Below are 16,959 nucleotides of genomic sequence, written 5' to 3'. Positions count from 1 at the left end.
CGGCCAAAGATGAATCCAAGGAGAAGGAACTGTATTCAAAGATCGGGGAATTGCAGATACAGGTGGATTTCTTAAAAAAAGTATTGGGCAAATGAGTTTGGAAGAAAAGCGCAGGCTTGTTTGCCCACCTTATAAAAAGTTGAGTGTTTACCAGCAATGCAGTGTCATCGAGCTGCCGCGTAGCAGTTATTATTTCAAGCCCAAAGGGGAATCCCTGTACAACCAGCGGGTGATGAAAGCAATTGACCGGAAGTTCCTGGACTGTCCGTTCTATGGGGTGGAGCGGATGACCGCATACCTGAAAATGGACCTGGGTTATTCTGTAGGGGAAAAGCGCATCAGACGATTGTATAGGGTTATGAACCTGAAGGCCATTCATCCCAAGAAGAATCTCAGCAAGGCAAACAAGGGGGATTATAAATTCCCCTACCTGCTCAGGAACCTGAAGATCGACCGGGCAAACCAGGTCTGGCAGGCGGATATCACCTACATCCCCATGTTCCGTGGATTCATGTATATGTTTGCCATCATCGATGTATACAGCCGTAAAATTATGGGCTGGGACATTTCCAATACGATGAGTGCCGAATGGTGCCGGGATGTCATGCTGGGTGCCATGGAAAGGCACGGGAAACCGGAAATCTTCAACACCGATCAAGGATCCCAATTCACATCCTCGGTATTCATCGAAGCACTTAAAAAACATGAGGTGAAAATATCCATGGACGGTAAGGGCCGGGCTTTGGACAATATCTACATCGAACGGTTCTGGGGTTCACTCAAAAGGGAAAAGATATACCTGAATCCACCAAACGGTGGGGTCGATCTGTATCGGCAGGTAAAGGATTATGTGCGGTTCTACAACACCGAAAGAAGACACAAATCCATCGGTAGGGTAACACCCAATGAAAGGTTCTATCAGATAATCAAAAATGTGTCGTGATTATATCTTAAATTAGTGCAATAGTTGTCCAGCAAATAGGGAGTATCATACTCCTATGGTTCAATTTGGTCTGATTTGATTCAAAACGGTCACTTTTTCAGACAAAAAATGGAGTTCGATTTTCCGTCGGGGCTACTTAAGGAGACACTGTTTATCAGCTGTCTCCTTTTTTTATGCAAGATGAATCTGTTAACCAAATCGTTATCTTCCGGTTATTTGGAGTTCAAATTTTGTAACAACAATTCTGGGTTTACTGTGTTAGACTGTCTAAAAATCCAGCTTCATGGCATCGCCACGGCATTTTTTCGAGAGTTCGATTTCGTTGGGGCTTCGATGTCTTTTTCTCGTCAACTATCTTTGACCACAGAAAACCATAGTCAAGGCATGGCCAATTCCTTTGACTAAGAATTTTTTTGGGTATCGAAGCTTCAATCCAAACCCCATAAATAAGGAATGGGCATTACAAATCCTGAGATAAATACGTTGTTGGAAGAAGCTAATTTAAAACTGAATCAGGCGGACGACCGCAACCCGTTAAAAGACTTGCTGAAAGAGGCTTTGGGAGGAAAAGAGGCGTACCTACAATGAGTTGCGGACGATAACCCGGGTAGGGTTCCGTAAAACAACTGGCTCTCGATTGACAATCACTTTGCTAACAGCCTTCCCCATGACCTCAAAATCTGTTGAAATAACGGTGATGCCATCCTCCAGAATTTCTTTTACGGCCGTGTCGTTATAGGAAATAAGGCCGATGTCTTTGCCAAGCTTATAACCTTTGCCGCGTGCCAGTTTGATTAGGGCCACATCATCCGTATCGTACCTGCTGAATGTGATATAAGCGTTGCCTTTCTTGAAACTGCTTGCTTCCACTTCGTGTTCGATGGCGTACCGATATTCGTGTTTCATACAGAACCGAAGGAACCCTTCAACCACATGGCGGGCGTGGACGGCCCCGGTAGGTGCGATAAGCACCAATTTTTTGTACCGGGCTAGCAGGTCCTTTAATTGGTTGAGCCCATCAAAAAGGTCGTGTTCGTAATCCTGAAAAATGCACGAATATTCCCCGTCCAAGCCGGTTTGATTATAGTCAATGATGATGCGTTTCTGTGCGGGAATTAAATTGAGGACCGCGGTTGGATCTTCCTTCAGGAAAGTGGCGATGACGAAGTGTGTGTAGTTGTGCAGGTTTTCGCGGATGAGGTTTTCGAATACCTTGAAGTTGTGGTGGTGGAAGTAAACGTCCACGTCGGCCACATCCCGCAGTTCGTCAAATAACGTATGGTAGAACCGATCGCGCATCACGTTCATCTTATCGAGTAGCAGGAATACGCGATAGGTATGATCTACCGATTTTTTCTTCACATAGTAACCTTTGCGGTATACGGATTCGATGACGCCTTTCTCGAGTAGGTGGTTGAGTCCTTTGAGCAGGGTTTCCTTGCTCATGCCGAGTTCTTTCTCGAATTGCTTGAGTGAGGGCAATCGGTCGCCGATATGCAACTGGTCCGATTCAATGAGGTTGTTTATGTGGTCTACCAGTTGCATGTATTTCATGCGGTGGGCAGGAGGGGTGGAACTTTCGAGGAATGTCGTTTGCATATATTTGCAAAAGTAGTTTAAATCCCACAACAAACCAAACCAGATAAATGAGTTAGTGATGGTTTTTAAAAACCATTTCATCGTAAATTAACGGGGGTTCCTATGAATTGAAAGCGGTTAACTGTGATAAGAAAGCGGAAGACGGTGCTTGTCGAATGCGAAATCATCCGTATCCTCTGCTTGAATATTGAATTAGAACTGCCGCAAAGACAACGTATGTTGTCCGTTTTAACAAAAATCATATTGAACATCTTTTTGTGTTTTTTTTGGAAGGAATAAATAAACTACCTATACTTGCATTGTGTTTATGTCCAGACCACACCAGTCCAATGTTGTTTGCAAGTCGGATTTTAAAAGCATGGAAGGACATATTATTAATTGGCCGTCAATCAAATCAGCTTGTATATCGGGCATAATCGCGAGACGGCTAAAATTTCTTCAAACAAAAAAACAGGTAGTTGATGAATACAGGGATCAGTAGTATATTGTTTATTTTTTGCCTGGTACTAAGTACAGAGCTGGTTGCGCAGAAAAGCCTTTGGCTGATTGCGGGACAAAGTAATGCGTCGGGTATGGGGGATCGTCGTGCTTCCGATAAGTATGTAAGTGAGGGATGTTTCGAGTATATGGAGCGGGGGGATTCGTTACGTATACTGAAAGATCCTTTGGGGGAAAGCGGTAAATATTTCGGCAAAGCTAATAGTGGTAGTATTGCGCCTTCTTTTGGATGGCATCTTCGGGAGGCTACAGGGGACAGTGTGATTGTTGTTTCGGCGGCTCGTGGCGGAAGCGCTTGCTCCTACGAAGCAGAAACCGTCTATGGAACTTGGGCCTCAGTCGGTAAGCTGAAAATTTTCGCCCCGTGTATCGTGAAGGTGAAGATGGCAGAGCGGCAAACCGGTGTTAAATTGCAGGGTGTTCTTTGGTTGCAGGGGGAGAGGGATGCGAACGCGATCAATGATGGGAGGCAAACCGAAGAAGGTTATGGAGAAGCATTAAAAGATCTGATCGCGCGTTTCAGGCAAGAACTCGGCAATCCTAGCCTGCCGTTTTATATCGTGATGACCGGCCAATATACCCGCCATCCGCAACCCGGCTATCTCGCGGTGCGTCGAATGCAACGAGAAATTGCAAATGAAGACAAGTATGTGTTTTTGGCGCCTATTGACCCTTGGTATTTCCCACAAGATGATATGATGACGGATAATATTCATTATGCCCAACCAGCCTATAATCGGATAGGTGCTATACTGGCGCAAGAAGTAATGGAGACCAACGCGCTGATAACGAAATAGGGCGGTGAGATTGTGTGTGTCTTAAATCAAGAGGGGTGGGGTGTTTTTAGGAGGTGCTTGCTGTTCAAGAAAAGCGTGACTAAATATCAAATCAAATCAAACAAGATTTTTTTGTGCTTGCAGGTGCTGATGGTGGTGATTATTCATTAGCTGTTTTTTTATTTTAAAATTTGGATAGTGAATTAAATTTCCTATCATTGCGATGTGATATTTACCAGACCACACCATACCAATAATAATTATTAAGTGAACGGTGCGGAAAATCGTGATTATCAATATGTGATGAACACAAATGAATAAACAATTAGTAACCTCTAAGTGAAACGTATAGAAACAATTAGACCAATTATGGACACGAAACTTTTAAGCGACAAAACAATCGGCCTAAAAGGCTTGCCAGAGCCTCTTAAAGCCGAAATAGACGGTGAGCAGGTAGGGCTTACTGGGACTTTAAAAACTTCGGTTTTAAAACTTTTCCTTTTATTGACGCTGTTAATTGCCGGTTGGTCACAATCGGATGCGTGGGCACAAAGGTTCCCTATTAAGGGCGAGGTAGTTGATGAAGGAAATTCATCACTATCCGATGTAACTGTACAGGTGAAAGGACAGACGTTTGCAACCAGCACGGATTCGGAGGGACAATTTACGATTGAGGCCGAGGGTGAAAGTGTAATATTGATTTTTTCTTCCATAGGTTTTGCACCTCAGGAGGTGGTCGTCGAAAAAGAGAAATCAAGTGATCCGGTAATTGTGAGATTAACGCCTGAACAGACTGCTTTAGATGACGTAGTAGTAGTCGCCTTTGGTGAGCAGAAAAGGACCGAAGTGGTCGGCGCCATGACGACCATCAAACCGTCTGAGTTACGGGTGCCATCTAGCAATTTAACTACCGCACTGGCAGGTCGTGTATCTGGAGTGATTGCTTATCAACGCAGCGGTGAACCGGGTGCAGATAATGCGGAGTTCTTTATCCGCGGTGTAAATACGTTCGGATATAAAGTGGATCCGCTGATTCTTATCGACAACCTGGAAGTGAGCACAGCGGAGTTTGCGCGACTTACTACGGAGGATATTGCTAGTTTTTCCATTATGAAAGATGCTACCGCGACTGCGCTATACGGAGCGCGTGGAGCTAATGGCGTAATCATCGTAAAAACGAAAGAGGGGAAGGAAGGCTCGTCTAATATCAGTTTTCGTGTGGAAAATTCACTTTCCGCTCCTACTAAAAATCTGGAGTTGGCTGACCCCATCACGTATATGATGCTACATAACGAAGCAGTAGCAACCCGTGATCCGCTAGGCGTTAGACCATATTCCCGAGACAAAATAGCGAATACGGTTCTCGGTTCAAATTCGGTAGTTTACCCAAACACAGATTGGCAAAAGGAGATTCTGAAAACTTACACGTTCAATCAGAAAGCACATCTAAACATAAGTGGTGGAGGGAAAGTGGCGCAATATTATGTTGCCGGATCCTTTACTCAGGATAATGGAATGCTTAAAGTGGATGGGAATAACAATTTCAATAATAATATTGATCTTAAAACTTATCAGCTACGCTCAAATACGAATATCCACATTACGCCGACCAGCGAGGTCATTGTCAGGCTGAGCGGTATCTTTGATGACTATACCGGTCCGATGAACGGTGGTTCAGGGGTATACAACAATGTAATGCAAACAAATCCCGTACTGTTCCCAGCCTATTATCCGAAAGATGAAGAACATGCACACATAGAACATACAATGTTCGGGAATTATGAAGATGGAAACTATCTGAATCCCTATGCAGAAATGGTAAGGGGGTATAAAGATTATTCAAGATCGACCATGAATGCCAGTATCGAGTTTAAGCAAAATCTGGACTTCTTAACCGAGGGCCTTTCGCTCACCGCCATGGGAAGCACGAGCCGGTATTCGTTTTTTGATGTCAGTCGTTTTTATAATCCCTTTTATTATCAGCTGGTTCCCGGATCGTATGACCGGAAAACGGGCGTGTACTCCATTGATGTTGTTAACCCACTTTCCGGAACAGAGTACCTGAGCTACAATGAAGGTCAGAAAGAAGTATCTTCTGTCTTTCACTTCCAATCCATTCTAAATTATAACCACACTTTTTTTGAAAAACATAATCTTGGTGGTTTGTTGGTGTTTTTAATGCGGAATAATCTGCAAGGTAATGCCGGTAGTCTGCAAACGTCGCTCCCCTATCGAAACTCCGGGTTGTCAGGCAGATTAACCTACTCTTACGATAATCGTTATTCGGCTGAATTTAACTTCGGCTACAATGGTTCGGAACGGTTTCACGAAAGTAAACGCTTTGGGTTTTTCCCTTCTGCCGGCGTAGCTTGGACGGTGTCAAACGAGAAGTTCTGGAACCCCGATTCCAAGATATCCAAAATGAAATTAAGAGCAACGTACGGCATAGTGGGCAATGATCAGATAGGAAGCCCTGCCGATCGTTTCTTTTTTCTTTCAGAAGTCAATATGAATGATGCCACCAGGGGTGAGGTTTTTGGAGAAGACGGGGCGTATTCCAGAAATGGGGTTTCAATTTCCAGATACGATAATCGGGAGATCACTTGGGAAACTTCTAAAAAGCTGAATTTGGGACTGGAATTGGGGCTTTTGAACAATAAAATCGACATACTGGCTGATTATTTCACGGAATACCGTTCAAATATTTTAATGACCAGGGCCAATATCCCGACGACTATGGGTTTGTCAGCCGCATCACGCGCCAATGTCGGTGAGGCTTCCAGCCATGGGGTGGATATTTCCGTGGATGTTAATCACTATTTCTCTTCCGAACTTTGGCTGACAGCAAGAGGCAATTTCACGTACGCCACCAGTCAGTATGAGGTCTATGAGGAGCCCGTATATCCAAATAGTTATTCGTCCCGCGTTGGCCAGCCATTAACACAAACGTGGGGATACATTGCTGAGCGTTTATTTATTGACGACGCAGAAGTGGCCAATGCCCCGGCGCAGAACTTTGGGTCCCGCCCTGCCATGGCGGGAGATATTAAATATGCTGATGTGAATGGAGACGGGCAAATCACAACATTGGATCGGGTTCCGATTGGCTATCCCACCACCCCGGAAATCGTGTATGGATTCGGAGCATCATCCGGATATAGGCGTATTGATTTCTCGTTATTTTTTCAGGGATCCGCACGATCTTCCTTCTGGATAAATCAGTCTGCTACGGCACCGTTCATCGGGACAAGTAGTGGCACCATACGCCAAAACCAATTATTAAAAGCGTATGCGGACGATCACTGGTCCGAAGAAAATAGGAATTCCTATGCACTCTGGCCGAGGTTGGACTACCAAGCCAACAGCAACAACCAAGAGACCAGCACCTGGTTTATGCGGAATGGGTCTTTCCTCCGTCTGAAACAGGCAGAATTTGGGTATACCCTTCCGGTGACCTTGGTAAACAGGGTACGGATTAAGAATGTGCGGTTTTTTGTGAACGGAACAAATCTATGGCTTTGGTCGCCCTTTAAGCTGTGGGACATTGAGCAGGCAGGACGGGGCCTAGATTATCCAGTTCAGCGGGTTTATAATGTAGGCATACAAGTATCACTCTAATCTAACGAATAAAAATATGAGATATCTAACAATAATATTTGGTGTGGTCCTGAGTCTGTTTAGCTCCTGCAATAAATATTTGGATGTAGTGCCGGATAATATAGCGACGATTGACATGGCATTCAGAATGCGGGTGACAGCCGAACAATACTTGTTTACCTGTTATTCTTATTTGCCCAATTTCAGTCATGTTGCATCAAACCCGGCATTGTATGGTGCCGATGAATCGTGGCGATATGACAACTCCTACCCGGGCGTCCAGATTGCCAGAGGAAGCCAAAGCATTGTACAGCCTATTCTCGATCGTTGGAGCGGCTATACGTCAGCGTCGATGAGTGCGGCAACGACTGGAAGTCTGGAAGGTACGGTTTCAACCACCTCGTTATGGAGGGGGATACGGGATTGTAACATCTTTATGGAAAATATTGATTTGGTGAAGGATATGGACCAATCTGAAAAGGACCGGTGGATCGCAGAAGTGAAGGTGCTGAAGGCATTTTATCACTTCTATTTGCTGCGTATGTATGGTCCTATTCCACTCATTCGTGAAAATTTGCCGATTTCGAGCGGAGTCGATGAAGTTCAGGTGGCACGGGAACCTTTTGATGACTGTGTGGATTATATCGTTCAGCTGCTTGACGAGGCTGCGGCTGAAGAAAATTTACCGATAACCATTGAGGACCGGACAACGGAACTGGGAAGGATCACGAAATCCATCACACTATCTATTAAAGCGTTGGTATTGGTCACAGCTGCCAGTCCGTTATTCAACGGAAATGTTGATTACGAGGGTTTTGTCGATAAAAATGGGTTAACGCTTTTTAATACAGTTTATGACCCGGAGAAGTGGAGCAGGGCGGCCGTAGCCTGCAAGGACGCCATAGACCTTTGCCATACTGCAGGCCACAAATTATACACCTATAGCCTGGACGCCCGTTCTTCGCAAGTTTCAACAGACACGTATTATAAGATGAATATCCGTGGCAGTGTAACTGCAAGGGAAAACCCCGAAGTAATCTGGCCTGACGTAGGAAGAAGCACAACCACGCTGCAACGGGAATCCCAGGCCCGTTTGGATGCGGGTACAGCCAATGCTTCAACGGTGAGCAGGGGAATGGCGCCTACGCTGAAAATGGCCGAGAGCTTTTATACGATAAACGGAGTCCCGATCACGGAAGATAAGACTTGGGATTACGCAGGGAGGTATTCCCTCCGGGTGGCTACGGATGCTGAGAGAAACTATATCCAACCAAATTACACCACAGCCTCGTTGCATTATGACAGAGAGCCCCGGTTCTATGGAAGCCTTGCATTTGATGGTTCCGTATGGTTTGGGCAAGGTAATTTTACAGAAAGTGCGCCGTGGTATGTAATGGCTAAATTGGGGCAATATTCTGGGGGAGCGAGTGCCAACCGATATTCTGTAACCGGCTATTGGCCAAAAAAACTGGTGAACCCCGCCAGTACGTATGCTGCAAGTGTAGCCTACGTCGTTGTTCAATACCATTGGCCGATCATACGCTTGGCAGATTTATACCTGCTCTATGCAGAAGCACTCAACGAACTGGACGGACCAGGGGAAGAAGCATACCATTATATAAACCTCGTACGGGAGAAAGCGGGGTTGGCTACGCTACAGGAATCATGGGAAAATTACTCAACGGATCCCGGGAAATATTTAAGCCAAGCTGGACTTCGGCAAATTATTCATCAGGAGCGAACCATAGAACTGGCCTTCGAAGGACATCGTTTCTGGGATTTGCGGAGATGGAAGCGGGCCATGGATGAACTCAACAAGCCGGTATATGGGTGGGATGTAAGTCAAAGAGAAACTGACTTGTATTATCGTATCAGGGAGCTTTATAGGCAAGAGTTCAGAACGCGCGATTATTTATGGCCGCTTCGCGAACTGGATGTCATTGTGAATGAAAACCTGGTGCAAAATCCGGGTTGGTAATCAATTCTTCTTAATCATAAAAAAATGAAAAAGATAACAAATATACTAGCGATATGCTGCTGTATCCTCGCAATCGCTTCCTGCAAACAAGAGGAGAAACACACTCCGCATGAGCAAGATGGTTGGGTTCCTGACCCTGTAGGGCAAATCAGCGTTGAAAATTTACCGGGAGGTGCAAAGCTGACCTATACGTTGCCGGACAACCCGGAATTGTTATACGTGAAAGCCGAGTTTGAAACACAGGGACAACTAAGGACTGCGAAAGCCACTTATTATAATAATACGCTACTGCTGGAGGGCTTTGGTGATACCCTTCATCATGATGTTAAGGTATATGCAGTAAGCCGGAGCGAAGTGCATTCAGACCCTGTCGTCGTGACCGTCAAGCCCTTGAAACCGCCTTTGATTACGACGTTCGAATCGCTGACGTTAAAGGAAGACTTCGGGGGAGCAACGGTGGATTTTAGCAATTTGTCAAAAGCCGATTTGGCAATCGCTATTATCTACCAGGATGAGGAGGGGTTTTGGGCAAATGATGAGACACTGTACACGATGCAGGAATCAGGTGCCTTTTCGGCAAGGGGGTTCGCTGCTAGACCTACTGTTTTCGGGGTGTATGTGGAAGATCGCTGGGGGAACTTCTCGGATACGCTCGTTGCCGAATTAACCCCTTTCTTTGAAGAGATTATACCCAAACCTTTTGAAACATTGGTGTTGCCTACGGATAACACTACGCTCTATAGTGCAGCGGATCATATGGGTAACTTGTGGGATGGTGGTGAAGCGCATTACCAAACTAGTTATGCCGCAGGAGTGCCGACCTGGTTCACGTTTGACCTCAAGGCTACCTGCAAACTGAGCCGTTTTCTTTATCAGCAGCGAACAAACTCGGTCGTAGTGCGATGGGGAAATGGGAATCCACGCTATTTTGAAGTATGGGGTACGGCCGATACGCCCAACCCGGATGGAAGCTGGGAGGGCTGGACAAAATTAATGGACGTGGAATCCATTAAGCCGTCCGGTTTGCCACTGGGTCAGTATTCCGACGAAGATTGGGAATTGGCACTTCGGGGAGAAGAGTTCAACTTCCCACTGGATGCCCCTCCGGTAAGATACATTAGAATAAAGGTGAACGAGACATGGGGGCTGGCTACAGGTATCCATATTAAGGAACTGACTTTCTGGGGGCAGATACTTTAGTCCGAAACGTAAGGGCTATGCAATTTACCCCGATTGTTCCAAGACGAAGTCAAGATCATTCATTACATATAAAAAATTGAATCTGTTAAATAGATTGAGAATTATGGAAATCAAAAAATATTTCCACGACATGCTAGGTACCGTGTCCGGTTTACCTCTTGTCAGGAGACCATACATCGTTTCGCTCTTCTTGGTGTTTGCCGTTATGACGGCATGCGACGACAGGGACGAGGCCTACAAGGAATATATCAAAGATGGCGAAACCATTTATTTGGGGAAAGCACATTCCGTCCAGGCAGCTCCCGGCAATAATCGACTAAAACTATCCTGGTGGTTAACGGCAGATCCACAGGTGGTATCAGCAAAGGTGTTCTGGAATGATAGAAGAGATTCATTGGAAATTCCCATTGATAATAATGGCGAACCACAGGAGTTGAGTGTATTAATAGATGACCTGGAGGAACGAATATATTCATTTGAAATTTTCACTTACGATAATAGGGGTAATCGGTCGCTGCGTGTTGAGGCACTGGGGGAAGCGTTTGGTGACACTTACACCAACGGATTGGTTAACCGCGTGCTTGGAAATATCGAACTGGTGGACGGGAAGATATACCTCTCCTGGGAAGCGTTACCAGGGAACTCTCAAATTGGAACACCGGTCGGTGTTGAATTACATTATACGGATTTAGCAGGCAACGAGAAGCAACTGAAAATAGAAATGACGGAAGCAGAAACCGTGCTTTCTGACATTAAGCTTGGCAGCGAGTTGCGATACCGGACGATGTTTCTGCCTGATCCATTGGCAATTGATACGTTTTACTCTACAATTGTTCTTAGGGATATTCCACGATATGCATTGCTTGATAAGATGAAGTTTAAAAAAGTTGTTTTGCCCACTGATAATGTAACCCAATACGCCGCAAATAACCCGATGGAGAATCTATGGGATAATAGTGTCGGTTCGTTTTTTTATACGGCCGCCAACAGCGGCGTGCCCACATGGTTTACGTTTGATTTGGGGCAAACCAACAAACTGGGTCGTTTCCGTTACAATCAGCGGAATAGCCCTGAATCGGTGCGCTGGGGAAATAGCAATCCCCGCTATTTTGAAATATGGGGCACTGCCGACACGCCTGACGCCGATGGTAGCTGGGATGGCTGGACCAAACTGATGGAAGTGGAATCGGTTAAGCCTTCGGGTTTGCCGATAGGGGAGCATACAGAAGAGGATATTGATGTGCTCTTAAGTGGAGAGGAGTTTGATTTCCCTGCAGATATTCCGGCAGTGAGATACCTCCGGATAAAAGTGAATAGCACTTGGGGAAATACGCAGAGCGTACACATTGCAGAACTTACTTTCTGGGGGGAATAAGCATGCGGTATCTTTGTATAGTAGTGATCGCTATCTGTCTGGCCGGAGGGAGTGCGCGGGCTCAAGATTCCGGTGTTATGCTTGATGATTTTTTCGTCAGCACGACGATAAATAGCATCGATATGGAGTTTCTGGTCCGAAATCACAGCGCTCGACGTCAGAACACAGTAGTTGACGTGGTTGTTACGGACACCGAAGGAAAGGTGTTTCTTCGGCTTCCCCAAAATAAAATTGCATTAAATGTGGGAGATAGTACGAAGGTAAGCCTGAAAAAAACGCAATTAAAACCCCAGCTGTGGTCACCCGAACATCCGGTACTCTACAATTTGGAAATTTCATTGAAATCAGGAAAACAGGAAATTTTGAGGGAAGTTCGGCGGATCGGGTTTAAAACATTTGAGGTCAGGGGGCATTTGTTTTATCTAAACGGGAATCCTTACTACCTGCGCGCACTATCCCAATGGCCCGTGTCAAGAGTGGTGGATGAGCATGGAAAGCGAGCCCCGGAAGTCTGGACGGATGAAGGATTTGTTAAGCGGTTTTTTGAAAAGGCTAAAGAACTTAATATTAACGCAGGGAGGATTGGGGACAATGACCTTTGGGTGAAGTATGCGGATGAAATGGGCTTTTTAAACATTGCAGGAAGTTATTCCGGAGCAGGTGCGACTGAAAATAGAGTATTCAAGTCAAACAGGGATAATTTCACACCAAAGATCCGGAAATTAAGGAATCATGCTTCTACGGCAATTTATACCCTTGCCAATGAAATAAGCTGGGGCAGAAATCCGGATTTCCTTGAACTCGCCGTAGAAAATTATGAGTTTGCTAAGACGCTCGACCCCACTCATCCCATCATAGCTAACGCGGGTTTTGGCCGGGGCAAGGTAGGTGATATCGAAGATGAGCACGATTATACCGCCTGGTATGGTGGTTCAGTGCTGGATATGGATAAGTATGAAAGGGAAGCTTTTTACCAAAAAGGTGGTGGAGTAAACCAACCGGTTACATTCACCGAGTGCGTAGGCACCTATACCGGTGAACGCACCGGAAGATTTCATCTATGGTATAATAAAGGGATGTCAAATGCATTGCGGCATGTGGGCAGGGGAGGACAGCATCCGGATGATCCGCAATGGTACCAGCGGGTTGTTACCAAGGAAATGATGGAGGGAATGCGCCGGGCCCGGGGAATGGAGAGTAGGGTCGCGGGTTCTTTTCCGTATTCAGATTTCTGGAAGTGGGATGTGCCTAACAAGAGCTTCAGCACCAAGCCGGCTACCGAAGTAATCAAACAGGTTTACAGTCCGGTGCTGCTATCGTTAAAGTCGTGGAAAAGGCATGCATTTGGAGGAGAAAAGATCGAGGGCATGTTGTACGTGATTCATGATGATGTGGAGCTACCAGTACTTAATAATGCCACTGTGACCATTAGCCTTGTACAAAATGGCAACGTGTTGAGTAAGATGGACACGACAGTGCCGTCTGTGAATTATTATTCAACAGTAACCATCCCTGTATCGCTGAAAATCCCCGAAACGATAGTGGCCGGCCCGGCTAGGGTTATCATGGAGTTGCATCATGATCAGGCGCGTTCAACTCCAAATGAGATGGATGTCTTTATCGCCCCCAGAGACTTTGCCAACTCCCGCTCCAGCGAGCCGGTTACCCTCTATGATCCGGAAGGAAAGACGGCCGACGCCATGGAAAGTATAGGTTTAGATGTCAACAGGATAACAAATCTTCAGTTAGGCACGGGCACCGGCCTTGTTATCGGGAGCGAGACATTATCTACACTTTCAGACACCCAGATACAGGATGTATTGTCATTCGTCGGAGACGGTGGAAGGGTGTTGGTATTGAAGCAGGAAGGAAAGCACCTGAAAAGCTCAGCACTGGTTCCCCACGGTGTAACAACCCAAAAATACAATTCACTTTTTGTAAATACCGAGCGGCCAGGGTTGTTGGATAAGGGCCTTGTAAACCGGGATTTCTTTTTATGGAATCCGTTGGAGGGCTCTTCCGGTTTCCCCGTGACAGAAGTATTTGATATTCAGCCGGCGGCACTCCATCATACCAGTGTACTAGCCAATTGTGGGCATATGCTTCAGTACCAGGTTGTATTGGAGCATTTTAAGGGGAAAGGCAGCATCATATTCTCTCAATTTGAACTCGTCGGGCGGGTGCAAGATGATCCCATAGCGGCCAGAGTACTTGGGAATTTAATTGATTACCTGCAAACAGCGAATCATACCATAGGCCCTCAGTTAACAACCGATGTCCTCTTTGGGGATTTGGATTCGGAAGCTGGCCTCTTTCCCGCGTCGCTTAAGCAAGGAATCATGATCAATGGCCACAATTATGGGAAAGTGAGTTGGGAGAAATATGGCTGGCCGGAAGGAAGACGCATCCTGGGCGAACAAAAAATCATTAATGGCTTGGGTTATACAGGCACCGTGGATCCGGTTGATACGGCAAAAGGATTTTTCTACATGCGTGCGCCAGCCGGAGCCGGAAGTTTTTACCTAGAGGTGAAAAACCCTGTAGAGAGGCCGCTATGGTTCAAGGTCTACCTGAATGACGAACCGGCAGGAGAAGTAGTAATCGTTGAACCCAATACGGTAAAGAAATTTGGGCCCTGGAAACTCCCGGCTAACCGTGGAGAGGTAAAGGTCACCATTGAATCGCAGGCGGACCTTCATGCATTGAAACGGGAGAAGCCAATCATAGAAGAACTCGTGTTTCAGAAAATGCTATTTGACTGACGGATGCTTTGAATCGCCACAGATGATTAAGTGCACCAAAGAATGGTAAATCCGGAGATAAACATGATTTAAATCTTAGAAATCCGATGAAAATAAAGATTTCGTATAGCCTCTTGTTGGGCGCAGTGATAAGCGTCGTGTGTTGTAAAAAAGCGAAAACGGAAGATAAGTTTGTGGCGCCTGAGGTCATTTCGACAGCTATTTTGATGGACCCCGAAACGGATGATGCAATGATAACTGTCACATTCAGCACTGCGATGGATGCGGCCAGTATCACTTCGGAGACTTTTAAAATTATGCGGGGCACAACGATGGTGGCGGGTACCTTAACCTATGCTGGTAATACCGTTACATTCACACCGGAAAGCTCACTGTTATCCGGGACCGCAAAGTATACAGGTAAGGTAACCAAGGACGTAAAGGATGTAAAAGGACATCCGCTGGCAGAAGATTATGTATGGGATTTCACAACCACTTGGTCTATAATAACAGCAACGGCGGGCATAAATGGGACGATTACACCTTCCGAACAGGTGAAGGTAAGTATGGGCTTTTCCAAAACGTTTGCGATTGTACCTGATTCAGGCTATTATATTGCGGAGTTATTGGTAGATGGCGTACAACATGCCCCGCCAGTTCCGGAAAACTTTACATTTAAAAACGTAACGTCTGATCACGAGATCCACGCAACATTCGCCAGCCATATTTACACCATCACCGCAACTGCCGGTCCTAACGGAACGATCACGCGGCCGGGTACATCCGATGCAGCTTACGGTGATAGCATCGTTTTCAGCATTTCTCCTGACCCGGGCTATTTTGTTTCTGCTATCGTCGTTGATGGGAAGTCTGTCGGCGATAGCGAATCCCCATTGCGTTATACCCTGCATGTAAGCGGGGACCATACCGTCGAGGTTTCCTTTATGGAAGAAGCAGATAAGGTAGTCAACGTGTTGGAAACGCCGTTTACCATGCATGCAAGCAACACAGCAGGTTGGTGGACGCCTATTGTGCAGTACAATAACCAGACATACATGGCATTCCTGGATCAGGATCTCAACTGTATACTAGCTATGAGAACAGCTGGGGGCACTTGGGATTACGTAACGATAGAAAAGGATATTATCAATGATGCCGGGCATACTCAGCAATCTATCGCGATTGACGGGGACGGGTATATTCATGTTTTCTATGGAATGCATAGCCGCGGTATGAAATATAAACGTTCTAACGTTCCCGGAAGCATAACGGGAGGTTTCACAGACGGAAGTGCCGAGTTTCCCGCTGGTGCCTATACCTACCCGTCTTTGACTACCGCTCCCAACGGAGATGTTTATCTCTTTATCAGGAATAGCCAGAACCACCATGCAGGAGAAATGTTCAGGTGGAATAATGCACGAGACGAATGGAGTAAGGTTGCAGACGTTGCCAAACAGCCGGGGTATACCTGTTACCCGGATCATATCTACGCCAGCACTGACGGTAATATTCATCTTATTTTCGAATGGAGACAAGGAGGAGCTGGCGGAAACAGGCACTTGGGGTCGTATGCACGCTATAATACCAATAATGGACAGTTTTATAAAGCAGACGGTACCGTTTATACGGCACTGCCTATAACGCCCACCACGGGAGATGTGTTCCAGCCCTTCGAAGGAGATGAGATATGGGATTCGTCTGCGGCCGGAAGCCCCAAATATGGGATGCAGAGCGCGAAACTATCTGTCAATAGCCAAGGTAACCCTGTAATTGCATACGCTTATTCTCCAACCCATCTTAGTAATCAATATCACTACAGATTTGCGATTTGGGACGGAACGGATTGGAGACGGTCGACGGTTTATGGCACGGCAACGGATTTTGTTTCGACAGAAAAAATGTGGATTACCTCTGCCGGCGGTGTCCTAAGATACTATTTCTCCAAACCGGATAAAAATGTGTATCTGCGTGTTTCCGATGAAAGGGGGGGGATGTGGTCTGAAGAGCAGAAGATAAGCGGGTTAAACGTTCCGAGGATAGTTGGGTATACAGACGCCGCCGACGGTAAAGATTATCTGTATATGGCATCGCCTGCTGCAGGTGCGATTTATCTCGGTATTGTCGATTAGATTGCATGCGGAAGAGGTAATAGGCCAGAAAGGCTCAGGGTAAGTGAAAGCGACCTTGAAAATTTATATAAACTTGAATTATTAGCAACAATGATGTCAAAATCGTTAACTGAGTTAAGGCTT

Annotated in this window: 10 protein-coding genes; 9 read left to right on the top strand and 1 reads right to left on the bottom strand. The window is 45.9% G+C overall.

Features of this window, described 5'->3' with window-relative positions; translation table 11 throughout:
• Nucleotides 1-13 precede the first annotated feature (13 nt).
• Together VNQ80_RS10440 and VNQ80_RS10435 are read left to right on the top strand one after the other, a co-directional pair.
• Nucleotides 14-943, top strand: a complete 930-nt coding sequence (locus VNQ80_RS10440) for an IS3 family transposase (protein WP_325638235.1) — start codon at nucleotides 14-16, stop codon at nucleotides 941-943.
• Between the two features lie 453 nt (nucleotides 944-1,396).
• Nucleotides 1,397-1,531: a hypothetical protein gene (locus tag VNQ80_RS10435; protein ID WP_325638231.1), complete on the top strand. Its 135-nt coding sequence runs from the start codon at nucleotides 1,397-1,399 to the stop codon at nucleotides 1,529-1,531.
• Here VNQ80_RS10435 and VNQ80_RS10430 read toward each other — a convergent pair.
• Nucleotides 1,523-2,542, bottom strand: coding sequence for a GntR family transcriptional regulator (locus VNQ80_RS10430; protein WP_325638226.1), 1,020 nt, complete (start codon nucleotides 2,540-2,542; stop codon nucleotides 1,523-1,525). The genes VNQ80_RS10435 and VNQ80_RS10430 overlap by 9 nt on opposite strands.
• A 461-nt stretch (nucleotides 2,543-3,003) precedes the next feature.
• Between VNQ80_RS10430 and VNQ80_RS10425 the strand changes: the two genes are divergently transcribed.
• From VNQ80_RS10425 to VNQ80_RS10395, 7 genes are all read left to right on the top strand, one after another.
• The gene (locus VNQ80_RS10425; protein ID WP_325638224.1) at nucleotides 3,004-3,837 is read left to right on the top strand and encodes a sialate O-acetylesterase; all 834 of its coding nucleotides are present in this window, start codon (nucleotides 3,004-3,006) and stop codon (nucleotides 3,835-3,837) included.
• Between the two features lie 348 nt (nucleotides 3,838-4,185).
• Entirely contained in the window at nucleotides 4,186-7,434 is a 3,249-nt protein-coding gene (locus VNQ80_RS10420; protein ID WP_325638222.1) for a TonB-dependent receptor, read from the top strand.
• Between the two features lie 115 nt (nucleotides 7,435-7,549).
• Nucleotides 7,550-9,391, top strand: a complete 1,842-nt coding sequence (locus VNQ80_RS10415) for a RagB/SusD family nutrient uptake outer membrane protein (RefSeq protein WP_325638220.1) — start codon at nucleotides 7,550-7,552, stop codon at nucleotides 9,389-9,391.
• 24 nt (nucleotides 9,392-9,415) lie between these two features.
• Nucleotides 9,416-10,591 carry a DUF5000 domain-containing lipoprotein gene (locus VNQ80_RS10410; RefSeq protein ID WP_325638218.1) on the top strand — a complete coding sequence of 392 codons (1,176 nt, stop codon included), beginning with the start codon at nucleotides 9,416-9,418 and terminating at the stop codon, nucleotides 10,589-10,591.
• A gap of 103 nt (nucleotides 10,592-10,694) precedes the next feature.
• A complete protein-coding gene (locus tag VNQ80_RS10405; protein WP_325638216.1) occupies nucleotides 10,695-11,966 on the top strand; it encodes a DUF4998 domain-containing protein in 1,272 nt (423 codons plus the stop codon).
• Between the two features lie 23 nt (nucleotides 11,967-11,989).
• The gene (locus VNQ80_RS10400; RefSeq protein WP_325638215.1) at nucleotides 11,990-14,728 is read left to right on the top strand and encodes a hypothetical protein; all 2,739 of its coding nucleotides are present in this window, start codon (nucleotides 11,990-11,992) and stop codon (nucleotides 14,726-14,728) included.
• Nucleotides 14,729-14,814: 86 nt separating this feature from the next.
• Nucleotides 14,815-16,836 carry a BNR-4 repeat-containing protein gene (locus tag VNQ80_RS10395; protein ID WP_325638213.1) on the top strand — a complete coding sequence of 674 codons (2,022 nt, stop codon included), beginning with the start codon at nucleotides 14,815-14,817 and terminating at the stop codon, nucleotides 16,834-16,836.
• Nucleotides 16,837-16,959 lie beyond the last annotated feature (123 nt).

The organism is Parapedobacter sp., from assembly GCF_035556095.1.
GTDB lineage: Bacteria > Bacteroidota > Bacteroidia > Sphingobacteriales > Sphingobacteriaceae > Parapedobacter.
Note: the sequence above shows the minus strand (reverse complement) of the source record. Positions and strands in the feature narration are given on the sequence as shown.